The sequence below is a fragment of the Chelatococcus sp. KU-N122 genome (assembly GCF_055391085.1).
In genome coordinates, this window is record NZ_AP043981.1 from 1,558,182 (window position 1) to 1,583,405 (window position 25,224).

The following is a 25,224-nucleotide window of genomic DNA, read 5'->3' on the forward strand; positions in this document are numbered from 1 at the left end:
CGTTTCTAATCTCGACATTACGAATCGACTGCCCGCACGGAATGCAAGTTCCGTCTGAAATATGGACTGGTACGACTTACATCGATCGGCTTCATTCTCCTGGATATTCATCTCTGCCATGCCCGCTGCGCGCTGCAGAGACAGGGGAAAAGCCATACATGTCGACGCTCAGGAAGCTCACGCGGGACGCTCTCATCGCCGCCACGACGCTCGTGCTCGCCACGGCGCCGGCCGGCGCCGCCGGACTGACCAAGATCAAGGTCGGCCATCTCGTGGCTCTCGATATGGCGCCGCTCTTCGTGGGCAAGGAAGCCGGATGCTTCGAGAAGGAGGGCCTCGACGTCGAGACGGTGTTCTTCGCCAATCCGGGCGACAACAACGCGGCACTGGCCGGCGGCGAGATCGACTTCAGCATCAACCCGTTCACGCTGCCGTTCTTCGCGGCCAACGCCGGTGTGCCGATCCGCACCATCGCAGGTGCCGGTGGCTGGGGCATCATGCAGGTCATCGCCGACGGCTCGCTCGGCATCAAGTCGATCGCCGATCTGAAGGCCTATATCGAGGGCCATCCGCAGAAGAAGCTGCGTTTCGCCTCGCTCCAGGGCGACACGCTCGAGCTGATCCTGACACGCATCTTCAAGGAGCAGGGGATCGCGCCGGACAAGGTCGAGATCGTCAATTTCGACGACCTGCTCGCCATGGTCGACGCCTTCCGCAGCGGCCAGGCCGACGTCCTCAGCCACATCAAGCCCTACACCACCGACTTCATCGTCAACAAGGGCGCGACGCTGATCACGGACAACGCCGCGGTGTGGACGCCCCACACGCCCAACACAGTGCTGAGCGTCCTCGAGAAGACGCTGACGGACAGGCCGCAGATCGTGGAAGCCTATCTCAAGGGCGCCATGTGCGGTGCCGCCATCATCAACAGCGATCCGAAGAAGGCGGTGTCGCTCGTCACGAAGAAGGACGCCCAGTACTATCGCGTCAGCCCGGACGTCCTGCTGTCGGCCTTCCAGAACGCGCCGGAGCCGATCTCCTTCACCGTCGACATCCAGTCCATCCAGTCGGTGGTCGATGATCTGACCGCCCTCGGCTACATGAAGGGCAATATCAAAGCCACCGACATCTACCGGATGGACATGATCAAGAAGCTCGAGGGCGCCAAGAAGCTCGAGGGCTCTAAGTGAGCGAGCGGCCGCCGCGTATCCTGTCGGCGGCGCAGCGGGGCGGCGACGGCTTCCGGGCCGTCGCCCTCGGAACGCTGTCCGTGGGCACGGTCCTGGCGTTCTGGGAATACATCGGCCGCCAGCAGGGCACCGCGATCGCCGCGGTCGCCCCGCCGCCGTCGGTGTTCCTGACCGCATTGGCGGAAAGCTCGTTCAAGATCGGGCTCGGCTCTCAGGCGGTGCCAGTCTGGCAAGCCGTCGTGTCGAGCCTGTTCCGCGTCATGTGCGGAATGGCGATCTCCTTCATCGCGGCCGTCATCACCGGCGTCTGCATGGGGATGTCCCGCACGGTCACGATGCTGGTCTCGCCTATTCTCCGGCTCATGGCGCCGATCGCGCCGATCGCCTGGATTCCGATCGCCATCGTGGTCTTCGGCATCAACAATTTCACCGCGATGTTCATCGTGTTCATGGGTGTCTACTTCATCCTGACGATCGCCACCCTGGCCGAGATCGAGCGGCTGCCGCCGGAGTATCACATCATTGCGGAGAACCTCGGGGCGCCGACCTGGAAGCGCTGGGTGTTCGTCGTGTTTCCAGCGGTGTTGCCCGGCGTGTTCGGCCTTCTGCGGATCAACTTCATCGCGGCGTGGATGGCCGTGCTCGTGGCCGAAATGATCGGGCTGCGCGACGGCCTCGGCACCATCATCATGATGGGACGGAACCTCTTCAACAGCCAGCTCATCATGTTCGGCATGCTCGTCATCGGGCTGTGCGGCTTCCTCATCGACGTCGTCCTGAAGACGATCGGCAAGTACGTCTTCTGGTGGCGCGTATGAGGCTTCAAGACAGGGCGCGGGCGCCGGCGCTCGTTGAGGCCTCCCGCGTCACGGTGGCCTACAAGGGCTCCAAGGGCGACACGGTCGTTGCCCTCGACGACATCGACCTCAAGATCGAGGCGGGCGAATTCGTCTGCCTGCTCGGCCCCTCGGGCTCGGGGAAGACGACGCTTCTCAAGATTCTGGGTGGCTTTCAGCTGCCGAGCGCGGGTGGTGCGCTGTATCGCGGCAAGCAGATCTCCGCGCCCACATCGCAACTGGTGATGATCTTCCAGGAGCCGAACCTGTTTCCTTGGCTCACCGTGGAGAGGAACGTCGCCTTCGGCCCGCGCATGTCCGGCAGATATGATTCCGCCACGGCCGCTCGGATCGACGACCTGCTCAGGACCGTCGGGCTCCATGAGGCGCGCTCGCGCTATCCGCACCAGCTCTCCGGCGGCATGCGCCAGCGCACGGCCATCGCGCGCGCCCTTGCCGCGGAGCCTGAAGCGCTCCTGCTCGACGAGCCGTTCAGCGCCCTCGACGTCGCGCTGCGCCGCCGCATGCAGCGGTTCGTCCGCAGCCTCTGGGAGAGCCGCAACACCACGATGATCATGGTGACGCACAGCATCGAGGAGGCGCTGGTGTGCGCCGAGCGCATCATCGTGCTCGGTGGACGGCCCTCCAGGATCGTCGAGGACCTCGACGTATCCGCGCCGGAGCTGAAGGACCGCTATTCGCCGGCCTTCGCAGACGCCCAAAGAAAACTCGAAGCGCTGATCGATCCGTTCGAAGACGACAGCGCCGACGCGCAAGAACCTGCCGGCGCGCCCGTCCGCGCCCCCGCCGAATAGCTCTCGAGGAGAACGCGATGCCGACCCTGTTGAAGGACGCCGCCAAGGTCATTGTCGGAAACGGCGACGTGCTCGAGCATGTGTCCGTGCTGATGGACGGACACACCATCTCGAAGATCGGCCGGGACCTGCCGGCGGAAGGTGCCGATATCGTCGATTGCACCGGAAAGGTGGTGATGCCGGGCCTGATCGACGTCCACGTCCACATCGCGATGTGGGCGGGCGAGGTGGACTGGGGCAACATTCTCGACATCCCCGACGAATACCTGGCGATGCGCGCCACCACGTATCTGCGGTGGTGGATTCAGAACGGCTTCACGACGATCTTCGAGCCGCTCGCGCGCCGTGACCTGCCCTTCGAGATGCGCCGCGCGCTGCGCGACGGCGTGATCCCGGGGCCCCGCCTGCTCGTGTCGGGCCCCGCCATCGTCGGCACGGGTGCCCGCGGCATGTTCTTCGGCCCGCGCGAGGTCACCGGCGTCGACGACGCGCGCCGCGCCGTCCGCGAGCAGATCAGCATCTATCGCAACGCCGACATCGTAAAAATCATGGCCACGAGCGAGATGCTCACCGGCCATGTCGAAAGCCGCGTCCAGCTCACCGCGGACGAGATCGCCGCCATGGTCGACGAAGCGCACAAGGCCGGCGCGCCCGTCCACTGCCACGCCTATGGCGGCCCCGGCGTCAAGCTTGCCGTCGAGAACGGCGTCGACCTCATCGTCCATGGAGCGCCCATCGGTTGGGAATTCGAGCCGAACCTTGCGCATGGAAGCTGGCAGCTGCAGCGGCGCATCGACGGCGGCAAGTTCGACGACACCGACTACATGGGGAACTACGACCTGATGGCCCGGAAGGGCACGTTCTGGGCCCCGACGCTGAGCTATTTCTACAAGATCTATTTTGAGCACTGGGAAGAATTCCAGCGCAAGATCAACCCGTTCATCGTCGGCCGCGCCCAGCTCGTCGGCGAGAGCATCGAGCGAAACTTCCGCCTCGCCCATGAGGCCGGCGTGCCGATCGTTCTGGGCAGCGATACCGGCATGCCCTTCACCTACCACGGCGACGCGGCGTGGGAGCTCGGCCTCTTCGTCCGCTTCGGCATGTCGACGAACGAGGCGCTCCAGGCCGCCACCGGGCGGGCCGCGAAGGCGCTGTGGATCGACGACCGCACCGGCACGATCGAGGTTGGCAAGCGCGGCGATGTCCTCGTGCTCGGGGCAGATCCGCTCGCGGATATTGCGGTGCTGACCAGGCCGGGCGTCATCGAGAAGGTGTATCTCGAGGGCAAGCTGTCGGCCGAGAACAACCGCGCCGTTCCCGTCTCGCGCGCGACCATGATGGCCCAGCTCGAAAAGCTGGAGACGCTCGACGAGTTGCTGACTCACCGTTCGCCCTACGACAATGGAGCGCTCGGCAAGCGCATCGTGACGAGCACCAAGGCCTAGGAAGCCGTGCTGATGCAGGCCGGATCGCCTGAGAGGATCATCGAGCTTGCGGTCGAGATGGAGGCGCTGGCCGCGGCCGGCGCCCTCGAGCCGTCAGCCGATGAGAGGCTTGTGCGTTTGGCCGAGAGCGACGGCGGTGACCCGGCCGCCGCCGGCCTTACGCTCGCATTCCTGGCACGCCTCGACGGCGCCCGAGCGCAGGAATTTCTGGCCGACCTGCGGCCGCATGCGCGTCTTGATCTGGCGCGGGGCATGCTCGCCGTCCAGCCGCAGATGGCGGTTCGCATTCTGGGCGCACGTTGCCTGAGCGGCCTCCTCGCGCACTCCCGCGATCCCTGGTTTCACGATCAGGTCGCCATGGCGCTCGAGAGCAGCGTCGTCGCCGAAAGCGATGCCTGCCTGCCGGTCCTTCTGGATCCGGCGCGCACGCGGCTCGCGGTCGCGCTTGCCGAACGGGCGGGCCGCAACGACGGCCTTCCCGCTCCCGATTTCATCGGGAGCGACGATCAGTCTGCGGTCGCGGGCGCTTTTGCGGCGTTCTGCTTCGGGCTCCTGTGCGGGCGCCATGCGGAACAGTTTGCCACCGCATCCGGCCGGCTCACCGATGCGGCCTGGCGCGATCTGCAACGGAGCGTTCGCGGTCGTGCCGTCGAGCTCTCCGCCTCCGGCGCGCAGATCTATCTGTCGGCGCGCGACGCTACGGGGCTCGTTGAAGCCGACGCCGGCATCAAGCTCTCGCGCCCGCCTGCCGCGCCCGGTGGAATGAGCGATGCGCCGAGCCCGGTGCACCTCCTCAGCCGCCGCGCCGAACGGGCGGAGCCCCAAGAGATCGCAGGGCTGATCGAGGCTGCGTCGGCCCTGGCGGGACCGACCTGGCGGCGCGAGGTGCGGATCATGCTCCTGCGCCGCGCGCTCGCACTCAGGCTTCGCATCTCGCCCTTCGCATTCGGGCTCGGCCATGCCGATCTCGCGGCCGAGATCGCCGCAGCCCGCCTCTCGGATGACGATGTCCGTCCTCTTCGCGGCGCGGCCTGGGCAAGGATCGATCTCGATCGGCGCTTTCGCATACTCACCATCCTCATCCGGCGCTTCGCGGAGCGGCCGGCCGTATCGCCCGACGACATCGACCGTCTGCTCGACGCCTTGCTGGCGATGCCCGGGGCCGTCCGCAACATCCTGGCCGAGCGGCTCCTCTCCGAGCTCGGCCAGAGCGCCAGCGTCAGTCGGCGCCACCTGTCGCGCCTCTCTGCCGTCGAGCATAGGCTGCCCGGCGACGTGCTCGTCGTTCTCGCACGCACCTACGCCCTGCGCGGCGAGACGGCGCTCGCCAAGTCGACGACCCGGCGGGCCGAAGCGCTCGCCGAGCATCGCCATTCGGTGGACATGAGGATGCGCCTGTCAGACGTCCTGCTCGCGCCGGACGGCGCTCCCGGCGATGTCATCCCGGCCGTCGTGTCGAGCCTTGCCTTGATGGCCGACGCCGATCTCCCTGCGGCGCTCCAGATGTGCGCCGCGCACCTCGACCCGCCGGAGTATCGGAGGGTGGTCGCCGACGTGATCGTGCGGGGTCGCGCCGTCGAAGCATTTGCGGAGTTGCTGTGATGGCGTTGCAGACGCCCGTGATCCTCGTGTCGGGCACGTTGGGCTGCGGCAAGACCACCTATGTCCGCGCGCTCGTGCGCGACAATCCGAAGGTCAAGTTCGGCGTCGTCGTCAACGAGTTTGGCGAGGTCGGCGTCGACGGCGATCTTCTCGCCCCCTACGTCCCGGATATCGTTGAAATACGCAACGGGTGCATCTGCTGCGTCACGCAGGATCAGCTGGTGCCTGCGGTCCGCGAGGTCGTCACGAAATACGCGGTGGATGTGGTCGTGATCGAGACATCGGGAGCGGCCGATTCAGCGCCCGTTGGCCGCCAGATCGCTCTGCTGGCGCCCCTCGTCAGCCTCCGGGCGCATGTGGTGATCGGCGACTGCACGCTCGCGCCTGATGAGGCGACGCGCGACCGAAGTTATTGCAACGCGCTCGCGCGCGCCGGGGTCATCGCGCTCTCGAAGAGCGACATCGCAGACCCGATCAGCGTCTCGAGCTGGCGCGCATTCGCTGCGAGCTTCAACCCGCAGGCCGTTCTGCTCGACATCCGCAAGTCCGAAGCCACGCTCCCGGCGCTTCTGGCGTCGTCGAGGGCCGAAGCGGAGAGTGGCGAGCCCTCAGGGCACGCCGCCCACGGCTATGTGAGCGTCTCGCGCACCGTGAGCGACATGACCGAACAGCAGCTTCGATCGCTGTCGGACAGGCTCGGCGCCAAGGTTTTCCGCATGAAGGGAATCGTGCGCGTCGATGGTCGGTGGAGCGAGGTTCAGCGCGTGCGCACGCGCCTGACGATCGAGCCCTATGACGGCAGGCCGCCCCGCGAAGGGCGCCTCGTGTTCATTAGCCGCGAGCTCTTCAAGCTGTCGTTGCAGCGCCTGGTGAAAGAAGGTCTGGCCGCCCCAGCCGCCGACGACAAGGCCCCTCACGCTGGCTCCAGCGCGCTGCCGGGCGTGCCATAGGAGCGGCGTTTTGAGCGCCCCGCCACGCAGGCCGCCATCCGGCTCATCCGGTCCTGGCAGATCGCGTCCAGCAGACGGCGATCTGCTGGACGCTCTTCACTCAACGCGATCTGCAATCGGTGCCGCGCGCCGAGGCGGAATGGCTTCGGGGGGAGGCACGCCTCCCCCCAAAACGTCAGTTCAGCGCCGCGCCGGCCGGGCGCTTGTCCGCCACCACCGGCTCGTTGCCGATGACCAGGCCAAGGGGACCGGCGGTCACCGGCACGCGCTCGCCGTCGCGGATCTTGCCCGACAGGATGAGCTCGGCCAGCACGTCCTGCACGTTCTTCTGGATCACGCGCTTCAGCGGCCGGGCGCCGTAGGCCGGGTCGTAGCCCTTGTCGGCCAGCCACTCGCGCGCCTGCGGATCGACGTCGAGCACGATCTTGCGCTCCTCCAGGAGCCGCTCCAGCCGCCTGAGCTGGATGTCGACGATGGCGCCCATCTGCTCCTTCTTGAGCCGGTGGAACAGGATGATCTCGTCCACCCGGTTCAGGAACTCCGGCCGGAAGTGCGAGCGGACCACCGCCATCACCTCGTCGCGCACCGCCTCGCTGTCCTCGCCGGCCTTCTGGGCCACCAGGAACTCGGCGCCGAGGTTCGAGGTCATGATGATCAGCGTGTTGCGGAAGTCCACCGTGCGGCCCTGGCCGTCGGTCAGCCGGCCATCGTCCAGCACCTGCAGCAGCACGTTGAACACGTCCGGGTGCGCCTTCTCGATCTCGTCGAACAGCACCACCTGGTAGGGCCGGCGCCGCACCGCCTCGGTCAGCGCACCGCCCTCCTCGTAGCCGACGTAGCCCGGAGGCGCGCCGATCAGGCGGGCGACCGAGTGCTTCTCCATGTACTCGGACATGTCGAGGCGGATCAGCGCGGTCTCGTCGTCGAACAGGTAGGCGGCGAGCGCCTTGGTCAGCTCGGTCTTGCCGACGCCGGTGGGGCCGAGGAACATGAACGAGCCGATCGGCCGGTTGGGATCCTGCAGGCCGGCGCGGGCGCGGCGCACGGCCGTGGACACCGCGATCACCGCCTCGTGCTGGCCGACGACGCGCTTGGCGAGCTCCTCCTCCATCTTGAGCAGCTTGGCGCGCTCGCCCTCCAGCATCCGCTCCACCGGCACGCCGGTCCAGCGCGACACCACCTGGGCGACGTTGTCGGGCGTCACCGCCTCCTGCACCACCGCCGAGCTCTCGTTGGCCTCCACCTGCGCCAGCTCCTTCTCGAGCTGCGGGATGATGCCGTAGGTCAGCTCGCCGGCGCGCTGGTACTCGCCGCGGCGCTGGGCATTGGCGAGCTCGTTGCGGGCCTCGTCGAGCTTCTTCTTGAGCGTCGCGGCGTGGCCGAGCTTGTCCTTCTCGGACTGCCACTTGGTGGTCAGCGCGGCCGACTGCTCCTCCAGATCGGCGAGCTCCTTCTCCAGCCGCTGCAAGCGGTCCTTGGAGGCGGCATCGCTCTCCTTCTTGAGCGCCTCGGCCTCGATCTTCAGCCGCACGATCTCGCGGTCGATCGAATCGAGCTCCTCGGGCTTGCTGTCCACCTGCATGCGCAGGCGCGCCGCCGCCTCGTCGATCAGATCGATCGCCTTGTCAGGCAGGAAGCGGTCGGTGATGTAGCGGTTGGAGAGCGTCGCCGCCGCCACCAGGGCCGAATCCTGAATGCGCACCCGATGGTGCTGCTCGTAGCGCTCCTTCAGGCCGCGCAGGATCGAGATGGTGTCCTCGACCGTGGGCTCGGAGACGAACACCGGCTGGAAGCGCCGCGCCAGCGCCGCATCCTTCTCCACGTGCTTGCGGTACTCGTCGAGCGTGGTGGCGCCGACGCAGTGCAGCTCGCCGCGGGCGAGCGCCGGCTTCAGCAGGTTGGAGGCGTCCATGGCGCCGTCCGCCTTGCCGGCGCCGACCAGGGTGTGCATCTCGTCGATGAACAGGATGATGTCGCCTTCCGCCGACTGCACCTCCTGCAGCACGCTCTTCAGGCGCTCCTCGAACTCACCGCGATATTTGGCGCCGGCGATCAGCGCGCCCATGTCGAGCGCCAGCAGCCGCTTGTCCTTCAGGCTCTCGGGCACGTCGCCGTCGACGATGCGCTTGGCCAGCCCCTCGACGATGGCGGTCTTGCCGACGCCGGGCTCGCCGATCAGCACCGGGTTGTTCTTGGTGCGCCGCGACAGCACCTGGATGGTGCGACGGATCTCCTCGTCGCGGCCGATGACCGGATCGATCTTGCCGTCACGGGCCGCCTGGGTGAGGTCGCGCGCATAGCGCTTCAGCGCGTCGTAGGCCTGCTCGGCGGAGGCGGAATCGGCGGTGCGGCCCTTGCGTAGCGCCTCGATCGCCGCGTTGAGGCTCTGCGCCGTCACGCCGGCCGCGGCGAGCGCCTTGCCGGCCTCGCTGTCCTTCTCGATGGCGAGCGCCAGCAGCAGCCGCTCGACGGTGACGAAGCTGTCGCCGGCCTTGTCGGCCGCCTTCTCGGCCGCGTCGAAGACGCGCGCCAGCTGAGGCGACAGATAGATCTGCCCCGAGCCGCCCTGCACCTTGGGCAATTTGGCGAGCGCCTGCTCGGTCAGCTGCAGGGCCAGCCGCGACTGGCCGCCGGCCCGGTCGATCAGGCCCGCCGCCAGGCCTTCCGGATCGTCGAGCAGGACCTTCAGAAGGTGCTCGGGCGTGAACTGCTGATGGCCGTCGCGCAGCGCCGCCGACTGCGCCGACTGGAGAAACCCTTTGGACCGATCGGTGTATTTCTCGATGTTCATCTATCGCACTCCTGCGGGCCGCCGGTGAAGGCGCACCCAGATGTGGTCCCTCTGATGAGGCAACCTCGCACGAGCGACATGGCGTTCCCTTGATCTTCGCCACGCCGCGGATCTTTTTCGCCGCGGCGCGGCGCCGGAGCAAATGTCCGGCGCCGCGCAGCATACGCAATTCGGTGAGATCGGCCAGGGAGCTGCGCCCGGAGGCGCCCACACCTAGCCGCTCGGCGGTGCCCGTAAGCGCCACCGCTCAGCCTATGTAGGTGTTGCCCCGCAGCAACAGCAAGGCCCGGCCGGGCAACTTTTTGCCTCCGCGTCAGGCGCGGAGAGCGCACGCCGGCTCGGCGGCACGCGCCGATTCCCCTTCGCGCCGACGCGTTCTAGATTGGGCGGTGCAGGCTCCCCGCGGCGGCCCATCGACGGGGCACGCCGACAGGATGGAGCGTAGCGGCGCCGGTGGCCGGCCGCCGCGACCAGGATCGAGGGAGGCGCAACGTGTCGAAAGTGCTCGCTGGCGTTCGTGTATTGGATTTCGGGCGCTATATCGCGGGCCCGTATTGCGGCGCCCTGCTCGCCGATTACGGCGCCGATGTCATCCGCATCGAGCGCCGCGGCGGCGGCGAGGACCGCTTCGTCGCGCCCATCGCGGAGGGCGGCGACGGCGGCATGTTCATGCAGATGAACCGCAACAAGCGCAGCCTCACGCTCGATCCGATGCGGCCGGAAGGCGCCGAGGTGGTGCGCCGGCTGGTGGCGACCGCCGACGTGGTGATCGCCAACCTGCCCGCTTCGACCCTGAAGACCATGGGCCTCGACTACGACAGCCTGCGCGCCGTCAAGGACGACATCATCCTCACCACCGCCTCGGCCTTCGGCGCCGAAGGCCCCTATTCCGAGCGCGTCGGCTTCGACACCATCGGCCAGGCCATGTCCGGCGCCGTCTACATGACCGGCGAGCCCGGCCAACCCTACCGCTGCTACGCCTCCTACGTGGATTTCGGCACGGCGCTGGGCCTGGCCTTCGGCACGCTGGCGGCGCTGATGGAGCGCGGCCGCACCGGCCGCGGCCAGGTGGTGGAGGGCGCGCTGCTGCGCACCGCCCTCAACATGATGGGGCCGACGCTGATCGAGCAGGCGGTGCTACGGGTCAACCGGGTGCCGACCGCCAACCGCGGTCAGACCTCGGCTCCCGCCGACATCCTGCCCACCAAGGACGGCTACGTGCTGGTGGCCGTGGTGGGCCAGCCGCTCTACGTGCGCTGGGCCAAGCTGATGGGCAACACGGACTTCTGGCTGAACGACCCGCGCTTCAAGGACGATCTGGCGCGCGGCGACAATGCTCCGTTGATCAGCGCCCGCATGCGGGAGTGGTGCGCCGAACGCACCACGGCCGAGGCGATCGCGGCTCTCGAGGAGGCACGCATTCCGGCCGGCCCCGTGCTGTCGCCCCAGCAGGCCTTGGACGACCCCCACGTGAAAGAGACCGGCTACCTCAAGCCGGTGGAGTTTCCCGGCCTCGCCACACCGGCGCCGATCCCGCAGAGCCCGATGATCCTGTCCGAGACGCCCGGCGAGATCCGCCACCGGGCCCCGACCGTCGGCGAGCACACCGACGAGATCCTGCGCAGCGTCGGCTACACGCCGGCCGACATCGATCGGCTCAGGGAGGCCAAGGCGATCTGACCGCGCATTGCCGCGTGGGCTATTGTTCTGAAAAGCGAATGGCGCCCGTCGCCGCATGGGATTACCCCCTGGCGGACGGACACATCTGCGGCTCGCGGCTGAACTCTTGTTCTGCAAGCGCACCGCAGCTGGACGGCCCAAGGCTTGACCCGGCTACCGGCCGGGGCAAAGCATAGACCATGCGCGTCGTCACCATCTCCCGCTATCCCGTCAAGGGCCTGTCCCCGGAGCGGCTGCCTGCCGCCGACCTGCTGCCCGGGCGGGTGATCAGGGGGGACCGGCGCTACGCCATCGAGAACGGGCCGTCCGGCTTCGACCCGGCGGCGCCGAGCTACCAGCCCAAGGCGAAGTTCCTGATGCTGATGCGCAACGAGCGCCTGGCGGCGCTCGACACGCGCTTCGACGACGCCGCCACCACGCTGACCATCCGCGACCGGACCAACGGCCGCGAGCTCGTGCACGAGGATCTGTCCACCGCCGCCGGCCGCGCGGCGACCGAGGCGTTCTTCGCCGCCTACATGCCGGACGAGCTGCGTGGGCCACCGAAAGTGCTGGAGGCGGCGCCCGAGCCTGCGCCGTTCAGCTTTTCCGACGTGGCCGCCAAGGTCATCTCGATCATCAACCTGGCGAGCGTCGCCGAGATCACGAGCCTGCTCGGCACGCCGGTCGACCCGCGGCGCTTTCGCGGCAACCTCACCGTGGACGGCCTGCCCGCCTGGCGCGAGCTCGACATGGTCGGCGACATCCTCGAGACATCAGCCGGCGTCCGCCTGAAGATCGTCAAGCGCATCGTGCGCTGTGCGGCAACCAACGTCGACCCGGTGACGGCGAAGCGCGACCTCGAGATCCCCAAGGCGCTGATGCAAGCTTACGGGCACATGGATTGCGGCGTCTACGCGGAGGTGCTGGCCGGCGGCCGCCTCGCCGAAGGCGACATCCTGGGGCCCGCGCGCCCGCGATAGCGGCAGGGCCGGCTCGGCACGGCGTCATGGCCGGGCTTGACCACGGCCATGACGGTGGGGATGGCGAAAGCCTACTCGGCCGCAGCGCTTGGCTCGGAGGCCTGGTCGGACGGCTCGGCTGCGGCCGCCTCGTCGGCCCGCGGCCGCCCGCGGCGCCGGCGCGTCCGCACCGGGAAGTGCTCCGCCGCCTCGGCCTCGGCCGCCGGCGGCGCGGCGGGCTGCTCGGTGGGCGCCGCGTCCTCCGCGGCGACCGGCGAACGGACCGGCGTCGTCAGGAATGCCGGCAGTTCCGGCTGGACGGGCTCGTCCTGCACCGGCGCCGCGTTGCCGCGGTTGTCATCGCGGCGGAAGCGCTCGCGGCGCTCGCGGCGGCCCTCGGGGGCAAAGTCCTGCCGTTCGCCGGCATCGGGGCGATCACCACGCTCTTGCCGCTCACCGCGCTCTTGCCGCTCACCGCGCTCCTGGCGGTCGCCGCGCTCCTGCCGCTCGCCGCGGGCCTGCCGCTGCGGCTGCTCGGAACGATCCTGGCGCTCGCCGCGGTCGCGGTAGGGCTGGCGCCCCTGCGGCGCGGCCGACGGCTGCGGCGCGCCCTGCGGGTAGGCCTCGTCTCCGCCCTGGCCGTTGTAGCCGCCGTAGGCGCCACGGCCGCCCGGCTCGCCCAACGGCAGGCCGCCGAAGCCGTTCGGCTCCTCCTCGCCGTCGAGGTCGTCGCCGTCCTCGAAGGAGCGCGGGAACGCGCCGTAGGTCTGCTGGAACTGCACCTGCGCGGCCGCCAGGATTCGGTAATAGTGCTCGGCGTGTTGCAGGTAGTTTTCCGAGGCGACCGGGTCCCCTGAGACCTGAGCATCGCGCGAGAGCTGGGCATATTTCTCGGCGATGTGCTGTGCGGTTCCCCTGATCTTCACATCCGGCCCGTTGGACTCGAAGCTACGCGTCAGCGGATTGGGGCCCTTGCGGTTGCGTCCCCGCATGCGCCTGTTCTGGCCTGGTCTCATCTGTCTCTCTTGTGAAGCCATCGTCCTGGTTACTCGGATCCCCGTCCCGCGCTGGCTTCATGCGCTGACCGGCAAGAGGGATCGATACGGTCCGACGAGAGGGCGTCGCTTCGGGGTTGAACGCGACCGCCTCCGTTCACGTGCGTGGAGCATGATCGTTGCAACAATCGCCTCGTGCGGATCCTGCCCGGCGCTGACATTCCGAAAAGGCGGGGGCGACCGCTTTTCGGGGCAACACGCTTCACCGTCCCGAAGTGAAGGCGAGCGTTGCCAAACCCATGACGACAACCCAAGGGGAAGCGAGCCCTGGCGCTCCTTATTCAAGCGCACCGGCGTCACTTCCGCCGCTCATTTTATGACGACTTGCATCCGTTCGTCGGGTGTCCACGCCTTGCGGCTGGTCCGGCTTGCCCGTCCATCGGCCGCCACATGCGCAGTTTTTGCTGCCTCGTCGCGTCGCGAACCGCGTGTCCCAGCCCGAGGAACACCGATTCACAATCATTATCGCGCCGTATGGGCCGGACATTACCTGCTTCGCCCCTCATCGCCAAGCACATTTTCCGGTCTGCGGGCGCTGGTTGCCAACCAATGCAGCGTCATCGTGTCGCCGATACAACGCGGTCGATGCCCGCAAGGTCCGCGACGACGGTGATATCCCGCAGGCCGGCCCCGCTCAGCAGGCGCGCCACCTCGGCCGCCTGGCCCTGTCCCACCTCGAACCCGGCGAGCCCGCCGGGCGCCAGCAGACGGGGCAGATCGCCAGCCAGGGCGCGATAGGCATCAAGCCCGTCGTCGCCCCCGTCGAGAGCGAGCCGCGGGTCGTGATCACGCACCTCTGCGGCCAGCGTCGCGATATTCTTCCTCGTTATGTAAGGTGGGTTCGACAAAACCAGATTGAAAGGGGCGGCGACCGCTGCGGCCCAATCGCCCACCACGAAGCGCGCGCGGTCGCCGACCCCGTTGCGCCGGGCATTGCGCCGGGCGACCGCGGCGGCGTCGGCGGCGCGGTCGACACCCAGGCCCCAGGCGTGGGGCAGCTCGCTCAGCACGGCCACGAGGATGCACCCGGTGCCGGTTCCCAGGTCCAGCACGCGCGTTGCGGCCTCGCCCCGCCGGCGCTCGTGCGCCAACGCGACCGAGACCAACGTCTCCGTATCCGGCCGGGGCTCCAGGGTCGCCGGCGACAGGGCGAAGGGCAGGCCCCAGAATTCCCGTTCGCCGAGGATGCGGCCCACCGGCTCGCCGGCCAGCCGCCGCGCTGCCGCCGCCGCCAGCCGTGCCGCCACGGCCTCGCCCAGGGGGGCCGTGGGCTCGGCCAGCACGGCGGCAAACGGCAGGCCGAGGATCTCGGTCAGCAGGATGCGGGCGTCGAGCTCGGGCGTGGCGATGCCGGCAGCCCCGAAGGCGCCGCCCAGCCGGCGCAGCGCGTCGGCCCGCCCGGTCCCGGCTTCGATCCCGGCCGCCGCGCCGTTGGCCGGCGCCGGCCTCGATACGGCCCGGCTCATCCGTCGGCGGCCAGCAGCGCCGCCTGGTGCTCGGCGGTCAGCGCATCGACCAGCTCGTCGAGCGCGGTCCCGGCCATCACCTCGTCCAGCTTGTAGAGCGTCAGCCCGATGCGGTGGTCGGTCACCCGGCCCTGCGGGAAGTTGTAGGTGCGGATGCGCTCGGAGCGATCCCCCGACCCCACCTGCGAGCGGCGGTCGGCCGCCCGTTCGGCGTCCTTGCGGCCGCGCTCGGCGTCGTAGAGCTTGGCCCTGAGCAGCGCCATCGCCTTGGCGCGGTTGCGATGCTGGGAGCGTTCCTCCTGCACCAGGACGACGATGCCCGTCGGCAGGTGGGTGATGCGGATCGCCGATTCGGTCTTGTTCACGTGCTGTCCGCCGGCGCCGCCGGCGCGCATGGTATCGACGCGGAGGTCGCTCTCGTCGACGTCGACGTCGACGTCCTCGGCTTCCGGCAGCACCGCGACGGTGGCGGCCGAGGTGTGGATGCGGCCGGAGCCCTCCGTCGCCGGCACGCGCTGCACCCGGTGCACGCCCGATTCGAACTTGAGCTTGGCGAACACGCCACGGCCGCGGATCTCGGCGACGATTTCCTTGAAGCCGCCGACGGTGCCCTCGCTCGCCGACAGCAACTCGACGGTCCAGCCCTTGAGCGCGGCGTAGCGCGAATACATGGCGAAGAGGTCGCCGGCAAAGAGCGAAGCCTCGTCGCCGCCGGTGCCGGCCCTCACTTCGAGGATGGCGCTCTTCTCGTCCGCTTCGTCGCGCGGCAGCAGCATCAGCCGCACCTCGCGGGCGAGGCGCTCCTCTTCGTCGTCGGCCGCCGACCGCTCCTCCTCCGCCAGCGCCCGGAGCTCGGCATCGGCCGCCGCGTCGCCGGCCAGCGCCTCGAGCTCGGCGCGGTTGCGGCAGGCGGCGCGGTAGTTGTGGATCGCTTCGGCGACGGGCTCGAGCTCCGCCAGCTCGCGCGAGGCGGACACGAAGGTCTGGGCGTCCGGTCCTGCGGCGAGCGTCGCGGTGAGCAGGGCGTGGCGGGCGAGGATGGCGTCCAGCCGATCCTCAGGTGGCGTAAAACCGTTCATGGGACGTGCAATGGCAGGAGAAACGAGCCGCGGCTAGACTGGTATCGCATTGTCGGCGGCGAAGGTTTCGAGCCTCGTCCTCAGACTGGTGACGTCGCCCTCCTTGCGCAAGGCCTCGTCGAGGGTCTTGGTCAGGGCGCCGGCGTCGAGCGCCAGGATCATCGCCTTCACCGGCCCGACGGACGCCGGCGGCATCGACAGGCCCCGATAGCCGAGGCCGATCAGCGCCATCGCCTCCAGCGGCCGGCCGCCCATCTCGCCGCAGACCGAGGCATTGCAATCGTGCTGCTTGGCGTGGGTGACGATCATCTTGAGGGCCCTGAGGCCGGCGGGGCTCAGCGGGTCGAAGCGCCCGGCGACCTGGCGGTTCTCGCGGTCGGCGGCGAACAGGAACTGCATCAGGTCGTTGGAGCCGATGGAGACGAAGTCGGCCTCGCGGCAGATCTCCTCGATCTGGAACAGCAGCGACGGCACCTCGATCATGACGCCGAGGGAGACGCTGGCGGGCTTACGGTAGCCGTGGCGCTTGAGGTAGGCCTTCTCCTTGCCGACGATGGCCTTGGCGCGCAGGAACTCGTCGACGGTGGCCACCATGGGAAACATGATGCGCAGGTCGCGCTCGGCCGCCGCCTTCAGCAACGCCCTGACCTGCGAGCGCAGCAGGGCCGGCCGGTCGAGGCCGATGCGGATGGCCCGCCAGCCGAGCGCCGGGTTCTCCTCCTCGGTGATCTCCATGTAGGGCAGGATCTTGTCGCCGCCGATGTCGAGCGTCCGGAACGTCACCGGTGCGCCGTTGGCCTCGGCCAGCACCTGCTCGTAGAGCGCCTGCTGCTCGCTGGTCGAGGGCAGCCGCTCGGCCACCATGAACTGCAGCTCGGTGCGGAACAGGCCGACGCCGTCGGCCGCGGTTTCCGCCAGGTGCGGCATGTCGACGATGAGGCCGGCGTTGATGCTGAGCGAGATGGCGACGCCGTCCTTGGTCACGGCCGGCAGGTCCCGCAGCCGGCGGTATTGCTCCTGGCGCCGGGCGCGCAGCCTGGCCTTCTCGGCGTAGGCGGCCTCGACGTTGGCCTGCGGCCGGACCTGTACGTCGCCGCTGGTGCCGTCGACGATGATCGCGTCGCCGGTCTCGACGATGCCCACGATGTTGCCGACCTCGCCGACGGCGGGAATGCCGAGCGCGCGGGCGACGATGGCGATGTGGCTGGTCGGCCCGCCCTCCTCGAGCACCAGGCCGCGCAGCCGCGAGCGGTCGTAGTCGAGCAGCGCCGCCGGGCCCATCGAGCGGGCCACCAGGATGGCGTTGTCGGGCAGCGCGTCCTTGTGGGTGCCGAACGAGGTGCCCGCCAGGCTGTGCAGCAGCCGGTTGGCGATCTCGTCCAGGTCGTGCAGCCGGTCACGCAGGTAGGGGTCGGTCTGGCGCAGCATGCGCGCGCGGGTGTCCGACTGCACCCGTTCGACCGCGCCTTCGGCGGTGAGGCCGGTGATCACCGCCTCACGGATGCGCCTGAGCCAGCCCTGGTCGTTGGCGAACATGCGCACGGTCTCGAGCACGTCCCGGTGCTCGCCGTGATGGGCGACGTCGCCGCGCTCCAGCAGCCGGTCGATCGAGGCCCTGAGCGCCTGCACGGCACGGTCGAGGCGCGTCAGCTCCTGGTTGACGTCCTCGGCGATCATCTTCTGGACGATGATGCGCGGCTCGTGCAGCACCACGTAGCCGAGCCCGATGCCGTCGGACAGGCTGATGCCCTTGGGCGCCAGGGGGCGCCGCACGGCGATGTCCTGGCCGGGCGGGGCCAACGCCTGCACGTCCCCCGACGCGACCATCTCGGCGATGACCATCGTCGTGGTCTGGAGCGCCTCGATCTCCTCCTCGGTGTAGACGCGGTAGGCGCGGTTCTGCACCACCAGCACGCCGAGGGTGTTGCCCGCCCGCAGCACCGGCACGCCAAGGAAGGAGTGATAGATCTCCTCCCCCGTCTCGGGCTTGTAGGAGAAGGCCGGGTGGCTCTGGGCGTCGGACAGGGCGAGCGGCTCGGCGCTCGAGGCGATCAGGCCGACCAGGCCCTCGTCGGTCGAGATGATGGTGCGGTGGACCGCTTCGGGCTTCAGGCCTTCAGTCGCGTAGAGCTCGAGATTGTTGTCGGCGCGCAGCACGTAGACCGAGCACACCTCGGCCACCATGTTGCCGGCGATCAGGACAACGATCCTGTCGAGCTTCTCCTGCGCGCTGACCGGCTCCGCCATGACCTCCCGGAGGCGGCGCAGGAGCACGCGGGGGCCACCAAGAGCACCTCGCATGAGCCGGATTTCCAATAGGCGGCGGCCTGGGGGGCAACCGAAACGTCGGGAAGGCGGCGAAGCGGCCGCCTGTTGCTCGGATCGTTGTATACGGGATGGCCGCTCGCGATCGCAAGTCGACCGAGAATAGCCGGCCCCCGCACCGGTCCATCTATACCCTTAACTCACCACGCCGCTTGATAAATCGCAAGGGCGTCGGCTTCGGTCAGCGGGCGCGGATTGTTCACCAGGAGCCGCGTCTGCTTCATCGCGTCGGCCGCGAGTCGCGGCAGGTCGTGCTCCGGGATGTTCACCTCCCGCAGCCGGGCCTGCAGGCCGATCTCGGCGGAGAGATGCGCCAGCGCGTCGGCAAAGGCGTGGCCGCGCTTGGCCACGGCCACGTCGGCGAGGAACGGAAAGGCGTACGGCGCCAGCGCCGCGTAGTCCTTGTAGCAGACCTCGCAGTTGAAGCGGAGCACGTGCGGCAGCACCAGCGCGTTGGAGAGGCCGTGCGGCACGTGATAGTGCCCGCCGATCGGATAGGCGAGCGCATGCACCGCCGCCACCGGCGAATTGGCGAAGGCCTGGCCCGCCAGCATGGCGCCGAGCAGCATCTGGCCGCGCGCCTCCAGGTGCGAGCCCTCGCGCACGGCCGAGCGGATGCCGTCGCTGAGCAGGCGCAGGGCCTCCTTGGCGAGCAGCTTGGAGAGCGGGTTGTTGTTGGCGCTGGTGGAGGTGTAGGCCTCGATGGCGTGCACCATGGCGTCGATGCCGGTGGCTGCGGTGACGTGGTGCGGCAGCCCGTAGGTCAGCTCGGGATCGAGCAGCGCCACGTCGGGCAGCAGCACCGGCGACACGACACCCTTCTTCTCCGCTTCACCCGTGGTGACGATCGAGATCGGCGTCACCTCCGAGCCGGTGCCGGCCGTGGTCGGCACCAGCACCAGCGGCAGGCGCGCGCCCTTGACGTTGCCGACGCCGTAGATGTCGGCGAGCGCCTCCTCGCCCCGCGCCAGCAGCGCCACCAGCTTGGCCGTATCCATCGACGAGCCGCCGCCGTAGCCGACGACGCCGGTCGCGCCGAAGTCGCGGGCGGCGGCAACCGCCTCCTGCACGATCGATTCGGGCGGATCGGCGACCACGCGGTCATAGACGGTGAAGGCGACGTCGGCCGCCTTGAGGGCGTCGGCGGCAGGCTCGAGCAGATGGGCGCCGATGATCCCGGGATCGGTGACGACGATGACGCGCGCGCCGAGCTGCGCCTTGGCGATATCGCCGAGCTGCCCGATCGTGCCGGGGCCGAAGACGATCGACTTGGCGGTGTTGAAGGTGAAGGGGTGCATCGCTCGTTCCTCGCCGCTGCGTCGGTTTGCCTTTCAGGATAGCCCTATATCCCGGCGGGGCGAAAACGACAGCAGCTGGACGGCTCAGCCGTCGCTGCGCGGCTCTCAGCCGTCGCCGCGCGGCACCTTGATCTCGTGCGCCCCCAGGGCGTCGGCCAGCCGGGCCTTGGCGGAGCCCGGCCGCAGCGGCCGCTGCTGGCTGTCGTGCGGCGCCCAGCCGGACAGCCAGATCATCTCGAAGGTGGCCGGGATGCGGCCATCGGGCGCGGCGAAGCGGTCGCGGTAGACCGTCGCCATGCGCATCAGGGTGGCGCGGCGCAGCGGCTGCCGGCGGCGGTCGACGAGCGTGCTGGTGGCCCCCATGCCTCTGAGGTCGGCCAGCAGCGCCAGGGCGTGGGGATAGCGGACGGTGACCGTCTCGGTATCGGCCACCGGCAGCGCGAAGCCGGCACGCTGCAACAGGCCGCCCATGTCCCGCACGTCGGCGAACGGCGCGACGCGCGGGCTGACGCCGCCCTCCGCCTCGGCCTCGGCGGCGGTGAACGCCTGGCGGAGCTCGCCCAGCGTGCCGCCGCCCAACAGGCAGGCGATGAACAGGCCGTCGGGCTTGAGCGCGCGGCGAATCTGCACCAGGGCGCCGGGCAGGTCGTTGATCCCCTGCAGCGCCAGCACGGAGACGACGAGGTCGAAGGCCTCGGCGGCAAAGGGCAGCGCCTCCTCGTCGGCGACCACGTCGCCGCCGAGGCCGACGGCGGGCGCCGCCCGCACGATCCGCGCGCTGCCCGCCTGCGCCAGCGTCTCGCTGATGGCGCCCGTGACGCTGCCCAGGTCGAGGGCGGTGCCGAAGCGGCGCTTGACCGTGGACAGGCGGAAGGCCAGGTCCTCGGCCGCACGCTGTTCCAGGAAATCGACGAAACCGGCGGCATGCGCCCGTTGCAGGCGGCGGCGGGCGAGCGGACGGTCGAAAACGAGTGGCGGTGCGGGCATCGGTGGCGAGGCCTTCAAGGGTCCGGCGTCATGGGCGGGCTTGACCCGGCCATCCATCTTATTGAAAATAAAAGTATAATGTCAGCTCTGGGGGCTGACGCCGTTAGCTTCGATGGATGGCCGGGGCCAAGCCCGGCCATGGCGGCTCAAAATCACGGCGCAGGGCTATTACACCCGCAACGCAGGCGGACGCCATGGCGGTTGACGATGCACCCGAGCAGAGCCCGGCCCGCGCAGCCGACGTGCCGCTAACGGTCAGGCTCGGGCTCACCCGTGTCGCTGCGGCCGTCCTCGGCGCCGGCCGCGGCGCGCTGGATCTCGTCTACCCGCCGGCCTGCGTGCATTGCCGGGGCGCCACCGCCGAGCCGCACGGGCTGTGCGCCGCATGCTGGGCCGGCCTCGCCTTCATCGAGCGGCCCTATTGCGAGCGCCTGGGCACGCCGTTCGCGGTCGACTACGGCGGGCCGCTACTCTCGCCGGCGGCGATCGCCGATCCGCCGGTGTTCGCGCGCGCCCGCGCCGCAGCCCGCTACGACGGCATCGCCCGCGACCTGTTGCACGACCTCAAGTACAACGACCGGCCCGAGCTCGCCCGCCTGCTCGGACGGCTGATGGTCCAGGCCGGACGCGAGCTCCTGGCCGACGCCGACCTGATCGTGCCGGTGCCGCTGCACCGCCTGCGCCTGTGGTCGCGCCGCTTCAACCAGGCGGCCCTGCTGGCCGCCGCCATCAGCCGGCTGGCGGACGTGCCGAGCGACCCTGCGGCGCTCGTCCGGCGCAAGCGCACGCGGCCCCAGGTGGGGCTGACCCGAGCGGAGCGCGGCACCAACCTTCAGGGCGCCTTCGCCGTGCCCGATGACGCCAGGCCCCGGATCGAGGGCCGGCGCGTCATCCTGCTCGACGACGTGCTGACCACCGGCGCCACCCTCAATGCCGCCACCCGCACGCTGCTGCGCGGCGGCGCGGCGGCCGTCGACGTGCTCACCTTCGCACGCGTCGTGCGCGACGGCGCCTGATGCCGCGGCACCGATCAAGGATGGCGGCGGTGCCCGGCTCGCCTATATGATGACGAGCGACTGCAAAGGAGACACGCGTTGGCGCCCGTCACCATCTACACCAAGTCCTGGTGCCCCTATTGCACCGCGGCCAAGGAGCTGCTGCGGGAGAAGGGGGTCGCCTTCGAGGAGATCGAGATCAGCGGCAACGCCGATGCCCGGGCCGCCATGATCGAACGGTCGGGTGGCGCCAGCACCGTCCCGCAGATCTTCATCGGCGAGCGCCACGTCGGCGGCTGCGACGACCTCTACGCCCTGGACGGCCGCGGCGGGCTCGACCCGCTGCTGGCCGACGCGGCTACGGTCGCGAGCTGAGGGCCGGTCCATGAGCCCGGACGCCCGCCCGCCGCTCGTCGCCGCCTGCGTGCAGATGCGCTCGGGCCGCGATCCCGAAGCCAATCGCGACGCGGCGATCGCGCTGATCCGCCAGGCGGCCGATGCGGGCGCCACCTATGTCCAGACGCCGGAGATGACCGGGCTGGTGGAGCGCTCGCGCCGCAGCCTGATGGAGAACATCCGGACCGAGGCCGACGATCCGCTGATCGCCGCGGCCCGCGACATCGCCCGCGCCCGGGCCGTCATGGTCCACATCGGCTCGCTGGCGCTGAAGGACGGCGACAAGGTCGCCAACCGCGCCATCGTCATCGATGCCGCCGGCGACATCGTCGCCACCTACACCAAGATCCACCTGTTCGATGTCGACCTGCCGGGCGGCGAGAGCTGGCGCGAATCGGCGACCTACGTCGGCGGCGCCGAGGCGCCGGTGGTGCCCGCGCCGATCGGGGCGCTGGGCGTCACCATCTGCTACGATCTGCGCTTCCCCTACCTCTACCGGGCGCTCGCCGAGGCCGGAGCCACCGTGCTCACCGCGCCGGCCTGCTTCACGCGCCAGACCGGGGAGGCGCATTGGCACGTGCTGCAACGGGCGCGGGCCATCGAGAACGGCGCCTTCGTCCTGTCCGCGGCGCAGGGCGGCCTGCACGCCGACGGCCGCGAGACCTACGGCCACTCGCTGATCGTCGACCCGTGGGGCCGCGTCCTGGCCGAAGGCGGCACCGAGCCGGGCGTGATCCTGGCCGAGATCGACCCGGCAGCCGTGGCCGAGGCGCGCCAGCGCATTCCGTCATTGCAGCACACCCGGCCGGTCATGGTGCGGTCCGCCGGCGTGGCCGCGGCGCTCGACGCGTGACGCCGGCAGGCCGCCGCGCTATCGGGCCGACACCGTGAGCAGCAGGCCGCTGGCGTCGTCGTGCACCTTGACGCGCGGCGCCCGCGTGGCGGCCGTATCATCGGTCTCGACCTGCCGCAGCTCAGCCAGCAGGGCGCCGAGGCCTCTGGCGCGCGCCGCTCCGACCAGGCCCGCGGCATCGTAGAGGCGGAAGGCATCGACCAGCCGCCACAGGCCGTCCGACGCCAGCAGCACGGTCGCCTCGCCGTCGAACGGCACGTGCTCGACGGTCATGCGCCGGGCTGCTTCGGGCTCGATGCCCAGCATCCAGTAGCCGCCGGGCTGATTGAGCTTGGAGCGGGCGTCCCGGAGCTCGTCGATGACCGCTGCGATACGGGCCTTGTCGTCGCCCTGGCGGGCGAGCAGGGCGCGGTCGCGCTCGTCGATCAGCGCCTCCCATGTGCCGGGCTCGCGGAGGCCGACGACGCGCACCGCCCCGCCGGCGACGACGACCGCGGTGCAATCGCCCTGGCGGGCGAACTCGAGCCCGCCCGGCGCGGGCCGCATCCAGGTGATCGTCGCGGACGGCAGGGCGTGCGGCGGCAGCGCGGCAAAGCCCGGCACCGCCGCGGCATAGGCGGCCCGCACCTCGCCGATGACGGCGGCGAAATAGTCCTGCGCCGGGATGCGGCCCGGATCGCGCCGGGCGAGCAGCGCACCCGTCGTCTCGGCGAGCCAGGCCGCGTCGCTGCCCGGCCCGCCGGACACATGCTCCCGCTCGGCGACGCCCGTCGCCCCATCGATGACCCAGGCGGCCGGCGTGCCCGACTCCCGGTGGCCGATGCGATCTTCATTGACCGCGGCACCGGGCGCGTTGACGGCATCCGTAACTTCGATCATGTCGATCCTTTCGCGCCTCGTCGGCTGCCCGTCTCGGAATTGCAACGAAGACACACGGGGGCCGTCGCGGCATCGGTTTTCGAGGGCAGACGTGAACCGGGCCCGGCCCGGCCACATATAATGGACAGGGCGGCCATGAAGAGATCCTGCAGGCGGGCAGCCGTCTGCTTACGGATCGAATGAGACCCTGCGACGACGAGGAGGTCGTCCCGACATGATTCGCTATTCGCTTGTATGCGAGGCAGAGCACAGCTTCGAGAGCTGGTTCCGCGACAGCGAGGCGTTCTCGGCGCAGGCCGAGGCGGGGCTGGTCACGTGCCCCACCTGCGGCTCGGCCAAGGTGCATAAGTCGATCATGGCTCCGGCCCTGGCGCGCCGCGGCGCAGCCCCGGAGACGCCCGGCGCCGCCGCGCCGGTGGCGTTGATGAGCGAGCGGGAGCGCGAGATCGGCGCCATGATGCGGGCCATCCGCCACTACGTCGAGACGCACTCCGACGACGTGGGCAGCCGCTTCCCGGCCGAAGCGCGGGCCATGCACACGGGCGAGATCGAGAAGCGGGCGATCCGCGGCGAAGCGCCCATGCACGAGATCGCCTCGCTGATCGAAGAAGGCATCGAGGTGCTGCCCGTGCCGATCCTGCCGGAGGACCGCAACTAGACGGTCACGGCATGATCGGCGGCCGCGCTAGGCCGGCTGCAGGCGCGCCCGGTTGAGGCCGACGGCCAGCACCTCGGCGGCGACGGCGACCCAGAGCGCCTGGGCGAGCACGAAGGCGATGCCGAGCGGCGTGGGCGTGAGCCATCCGGCCGCGAGCGCGACGAGGGAATCCACCGCCCACAGCGCGTTGACGGCGATGATCGCCCAGACCAGGGCGGGCGCGACCCGCTCCTGGACCTCGACGAGCCCCACCACGCCGCCGAAGCAGACCAGGCTGAAGCCCACCGGCTGGCTGAGCCAGGCGGGGATGCCGAGCAGCGGCTCGAGCAAGCCGCCCAGCCCGAACAACAGCACGCCGAGGCCGGCGCAGGACAAAGCGTTGACCATGAGCACGCGGCGGAGGAAAGCGGAGGGCACGATCGTATGCATGGCGGCGGTCCTTGTCTGGCGCAGGCCACGAGGCTGGCGGGGGGTAGGGCTAAGAGGTGGCGGCGGCGATCACGCGGCCGGCGCCTGGTCGATGAAGCCGGTCATGGCCTTGAAGCGTCCGTCGCCGGCGAGCACGCCGAAATCGGTGCCGCCGGCGAGCGCGTCGCCGATCTCCGGCGCCAGCTGCCAGCTGAAGCGCAGGGCATCGCCGACCTGATCGACGCCGCCGATGCGGCGGAACCGGTAGCCCGGAAAGCGCTCCTGCACGCCCCGCACCATCGCGTCGATGCCGTCCTGGCCCTCGCCGGCCATCATCGGATCGCGGTAAGTCGCCGCGTCCGTCCAGGTTTTGGCGATGATGGCCTTGCGGCGGGCATCGTCGGTTTCGTTCCACATGTCGATGTAGCGGTCGACAATCGCGGTCGTGTCGGTCATGGCTGAGCTCCGTGCTGAGGCTGCTGATCGGCCGGCGCCTGGAGCGCTTCGCGATTGGGTGGACTCACCCAATCGCAAGAGAAGCGCTCCAGATTCAGGACGTTATGAGCATTTCTCTG

Annotated in this window: 22 protein-coding genes; 12 read left to right on the forward strand and 10 right to left on the reverse strand. The window is 69.7% G+C overall.

Translation table 11 applies throughout. The annotated features are described in order from the left end of the window. Positions 1–158: 158 nt before the first annotated feature. From ACZ5PO_RS06935 to ACZ5PO_RS06960, 6 genes are read left to right on the forward strand one after another with little or no spacing between them, the layout of a single operon-like run. A complete protein-coding gene (locus ACZ5PO_RS06935; RefSeq protein ID WP_464191636.1) occupies positions 159–1,190 on the forward strand; it encodes an ABC transporter substrate-binding protein in 1,032 nt (343 codons plus the stop codon). Further along, on the forward strand, positions 1,187–2,008 hold the full coding sequence (locus ACZ5PO_RS06940) for an ABC transporter permease (RefSeq protein ID WP_464191638.1): 822 nt from the start codon (positions 1,187–1,189) through the stop codon (positions 2,006–2,008). Before ACZ5PO_RS06935 ends, ACZ5PO_RS06940 begins: the two co-directional genes overlap by 4 nt. Next, positions 2,005–2,841, forward strand: coding sequence for an ABC transporter ATP-binding protein (locus ACZ5PO_RS06945; protein ID WP_464191640.1), 837 nt, complete (start codon positions 2,005–2,007; stop codon positions 2,839–2,841). Before ACZ5PO_RS06940 ends, ACZ5PO_RS06945 begins: the two co-directional genes overlap by 4 nt. Before the next feature lie 17 nt (positions 2,842–2,858). After that, positions 2,859–4,286 carry a metal-dependent hydrolase family protein gene (locus tag ACZ5PO_RS06950; RefSeq protein WP_464191642.1) on the forward strand — a complete coding sequence of 476 codons (1,428 nt, stop codon included), beginning with the start codon at positions 2,859–2,861 and terminating at the stop codon, positions 4,284–4,286. A gap of 12 nt (positions 4,287–4,298) precedes the next feature. Beyond that, positions 4,299–5,888: a hypothetical protein gene (locus ACZ5PO_RS06955; protein ID WP_464191644.1), complete on the forward strand. Its 1,590-nt coding sequence runs from the start codon at positions 4,299–4,301 to the stop codon at positions 5,886–5,888. Then, positions 5,888–6,838 carry a CobW family GTP-binding protein gene (locus ACZ5PO_RS06960; protein ID WP_464191646.1) on the forward strand — a complete coding sequence of 317 codons (951 nt, stop codon included), beginning with the start codon at positions 5,888–5,890 and terminating at the stop codon, positions 6,836–6,838. Before ACZ5PO_RS06955 ends, ACZ5PO_RS06960 begins: the two co-directional genes overlap by 1 nt. A gap of 175 nt (positions 6,839–7,013) precedes the next feature. Here the strand turns inward: ACZ5PO_RS06960 and clpB are convergent, their stop codons facing one another. Beyond that, on the reverse strand, positions 7,014–9,629 hold the full coding sequence (gene clpB / locus ACZ5PO_RS06965) for an ATP-dependent chaperone ClpB (RefSeq protein WP_464191648.1): 2,616 nt from the start codon (positions 9,627–9,629) through the stop codon (positions 7,014–7,016). 492 nt (positions 9,630–10,121) lie between these two features. Here clpB and ACZ5PO_RS06970 point away from each other — a divergent pair, with 492 nt between their 5' ends. Both ACZ5PO_RS06970 and ACZ5PO_RS06975 read left to right on the forward strand, forming a co-directional pair. Further along, the gene (locus tag ACZ5PO_RS06970) at positions 10,122–11,309 is read left to right on the forward strand and encodes a CaiB/BaiF CoA transferase family protein (protein ID WP_464191650.1); all 1,188 of its coding nucleotides are present in this window, start codon (positions 10,122–10,124) and stop codon (positions 11,307–11,309) included. A gap of 179 nt (positions 11,310–11,488) precedes the next feature. Then, on the forward strand, positions 11,489–12,271 hold the full coding sequence (locus tag ACZ5PO_RS06975; RefSeq protein ID WP_464191652.1) for an MOSC domain-containing protein: 783 nt from the start codon (positions 11,489–11,491) through the stop codon (positions 12,269–12,271). Positions 12,272–12,342: 71 nt separating this feature from the next. On the opposite strand, the gene ACZ5PO_RS06980 is transcribed toward ACZ5PO_RS06975, so the two are convergent. The 6 genes from ACZ5PO_RS06980 to ACZ5PO_RS07005 all read right to left on the reverse strand — a co-directional run bounded on the left by ACZ5PO_RS06980 (position 12,343) and on the right by ACZ5PO_RS07005 (position 20,460). Then, positions 12,343–13,266, reverse strand: a complete 924-nt coding sequence (locus ACZ5PO_RS06980) for a DUF4167 domain-containing protein (protein WP_464191654.1) — start codon at positions 13,264–13,266, stop codon at positions 12,343–12,345. 596 nt (positions 13,267–13,862) lie between these two features. Continuing rightward, positions 13,863–14,771, reverse strand: a complete 909-nt coding sequence (prmC, locus tag ACZ5PO_RS06985) for a peptide chain release factor N(5)-glutamine methyltransferase (protein WP_464191655.1) — start codon at positions 14,769–14,771, stop codon at positions 13,863–13,865. Next, a complete protein-coding gene (gene prfA / locus ACZ5PO_RS06990) occupies positions 14,768–15,850 on the reverse strand; it encodes a peptide chain release factor 1 (protein ID WP_464191657.1) in 1,083 nt (360 codons plus the stop codon). The genes prmC and prfA overlap by 4 nt, the downstream gene beginning before the upstream one ends. Before the next feature lie 33 nt (positions 15,851–15,883). Next, entirely contained in the window at positions 15,884–18,151 is a 2,268-nt protein-coding gene (ptsP, locus tag ACZ5PO_RS06995; protein WP_464191659.1) for a phosphoenolpyruvate--protein phosphotransferase, read from the reverse strand. Positions 18,152–18,315: 164 nt separating this feature from the next. Continuing rightward, positions 18,316–19,473, reverse strand: a complete 1,158-nt coding sequence (locus ACZ5PO_RS07000) for an iron-containing alcohol dehydrogenase (protein ID WP_464191661.1) — start codon at positions 19,471–19,473, stop codon at positions 18,316–18,318. 105 nt (positions 19,474–19,578) lie between these two features. Next, positions 19,579–20,460, reverse strand: a complete 882-nt coding sequence (locus tag ACZ5PO_RS07005; RefSeq protein WP_464191662.1) for a methyltransferase domain-containing protein — start codon at positions 20,458–20,460, stop codon at positions 19,579–19,581. Between the two features lie 194 nt (positions 20,461–20,654). Here ACZ5PO_RS07005 and ACZ5PO_RS07010 point away from each other — a divergent pair, with 194 nt between their 5' ends. From ACZ5PO_RS07010 to ACZ5PO_RS07020, 3 genes are all read left to right on the forward strand, one after another. Further along, complete coding sequence (locus ACZ5PO_RS07010; RefSeq protein WP_464191664.1) at positions 20,655–21,476, forward strand: ComF family protein; 822 nt, start codon at positions 20,655–20,657, stop codon at positions 21,474–21,476. A gap of 78 nt (positions 21,477–21,554) precedes the next feature. Then, on the forward strand, positions 21,555–21,830 hold the full coding sequence (grxC, locus tag ACZ5PO_RS07015) for a glutaredoxin 3 (RefSeq protein WP_464191666.1): 276 nt from the start codon (positions 21,555–21,557) through the stop codon (positions 21,828–21,830). A 10-nt stretch (positions 21,831–21,840) separates the two neighbouring features. Next, positions 21,841–22,704, forward strand: coding sequence for a carbon-nitrogen hydrolase family protein (locus ACZ5PO_RS07020; RefSeq protein WP_464191668.1), 864 nt, complete (start codon positions 21,841–21,843; stop codon positions 22,702–22,704). An 18-nt stretch (positions 22,705–22,722) separates the two neighbouring features. Here ACZ5PO_RS07020 and ACZ5PO_RS07025 read toward each other — a convergent pair whose 3' ends face one another. Continuing rightward, positions 22,723–23,583, reverse strand: coding sequence for a hypothetical protein (locus tag ACZ5PO_RS07025; protein WP_464191669.1), 861 nt, complete (start codon positions 23,581–23,583; stop codon positions 22,723–22,725). A gap of 214 nt (positions 23,584–23,797) precedes the next feature. Between ACZ5PO_RS07025 and ACZ5PO_RS07030 the strand changes: the two genes are divergently transcribed. Beyond that, positions 23,798–24,241 carry a DUF1178 family protein gene (locus tag ACZ5PO_RS07030; protein ID WP_464191671.1) on the forward strand — a complete coding sequence of 148 codons (444 nt, stop codon included), beginning with the start codon at positions 23,798–23,800 and terminating at the stop codon, positions 24,239–24,241. Positions 24,242–24,268: 27 nt separating this feature from the next. On the opposite strand, the gene ACZ5PO_RS07035 is transcribed toward ACZ5PO_RS07030, so the two are convergent. Both ACZ5PO_RS07035 and ACZ5PO_RS07040 read right to left on the reverse strand, forming a co-directional pair. Further along, entirely contained in the window at positions 24,269–24,670 is a 402-nt protein-coding gene (locus ACZ5PO_RS07035) for a hypothetical protein (protein WP_464191674.1), read from the reverse strand. A gap of 69 nt (positions 24,671–24,739) precedes the next feature. Next, positions 24,740–25,105 (reverse strand): nuclear transport factor 2 family protein, encoded by a 366-nt coding sequence (locus tag ACZ5PO_RS07040; protein WP_464191676.1) that lies wholly within the window; start codon positions 25,103–25,105, stop codon positions 24,740–24,742. Positions 25,106–25,224 lie beyond the last annotated feature (119 nt).

Excerpts from the sequence above, each read along its gene's own strand:
- prmC (WP_464191655.1), bottom strand. The coding sequence starts at position 14,771 with ATGAGCCGGGCCGTATCGAGGCCGGCGCCGGCCAACGGCGCGGCGGCC.
- ACZ5PO_RS06960 (WP_464191646.1), top strand. The coding sequence starts at position 5,888 with ATGGCGTTGCAGACGCCCGTGATCCTCGTGTCGGGCACGTTGGGCTGC.
- ACZ5PO_RS07005 (WP_464191662.1), bottom strand. The coding sequence starts at position 20,460 with ATGCCCGCACCGCCACTCGTTTTCGACCGTCCGCTCGCCCGCCGCCGC.
- ACZ5PO_RS07025 (WP_464191669.1), bottom strand. The coding sequence starts at position 23,583 with ATGATCGAAGTTACGGATGCCGTCAACGCGCCCGGTGCCGCGGTCAAT.
- ACZ5PO_RS06955 (WP_464191644.1), top strand. The coding sequence starts at position 4,299 with ATGCAGGCCGGATCGCCTGAGAGGATCATCGAGCTTGCGGTCGAGATG.
- ACZ5PO_RS06935 (WP_464191636.1), top strand. The coding sequence starts at position 159 with ATGTCGACGCTCAGGAAGCTCACGCGGGACGCTCTCATCGCCGCCACG.
- ptsP (WP_464191659.1), bottom strand. The coding sequence starts at position 18,151 with ATGCGAGGTGCTCTTGGTGGCCCCCGCGTGCTCCTGCGCCGCCTCCGG.
- ACZ5PO_RS07000 (WP_464191661.1), bottom strand. The coding sequence starts at position 19,473 with ATGCACCCCTTCACCTTCAACACCGCCAAGTCGATCGTCTTCGGCCCC.
- ACZ5PO_RS07010 (WP_464191664.1), top strand. The coding sequence starts at position 20,655 with ATGGCGGTTGACGATGCACCCGAGCAGAGCCCGGCCCGCGCAGCCGAC.
- ACZ5PO_RS07035 (WP_464191674.1), bottom strand. The coding sequence starts at position 24,670 with ATGCATACGATCGTGCCCTCCGCTTTCCTCCGCCGCGTGCTCATGGTC.
- clpB (WP_464191648.1), bottom strand. The coding sequence starts at position 9,629 with ATGAACATCGAGAAATACACCGATCGGTCCAAAGGGTTTCTCCAGTCG.
- ACZ5PO_RS06945 (WP_464191640.1), top strand. The coding sequence starts at position 2,005 with ATGAGGCTTCAAGACAGGGCGCGGGCGCCGGCGCTCGTTGAGGCCTCC.
- ACZ5PO_RS06975 (WP_464191652.1), top strand. The coding sequence starts at position 11,489 with ATGCGCGTCGTCACCATCTCCCGCTATCCCGTCAAGGGCCTGTCCCCG.
- ACZ5PO_RS07040 (WP_464191676.1), bottom strand. The coding sequence starts at position 25,105 with ATGACCGACACGACCGCGATTGTCGACCGCTACATCGACATGTGGAAC.
- ACZ5PO_RS07030 (WP_464191671.1), top strand. The coding sequence starts at position 23,798 with ATGATTCGCTATTCGCTTGTATGCGAGGCAGAGCACAGCTTCGAGAGC.
- ACZ5PO_RS06980 (WP_464191654.1), bottom strand. The coding sequence starts at position 13,266 with ATGAGACCAGGCCAGAACAGGCGCATGCGGGGACGCAACCGCAAGGGC.
- ACZ5PO_RS06950 (WP_464191642.1), top strand. The coding sequence starts at position 2,859 with ATGCCGACCCTGTTGAAGGACGCCGCCAAGGTCATTGTCGGAAACGGC.
- prfA (WP_464191657.1), bottom strand. The coding sequence starts at position 15,850 with ATGAACGGTTTTACGCCACCTGAGGATCGGCTGGACGCCATCCTCGCC.
- ACZ5PO_RS07020 (WP_464191668.1), top strand. The coding sequence starts at position 21,841 with ATGAGCCCGGACGCCCGCCCGCCGCTCGTCGCCGCCTGCGTGCAGATG.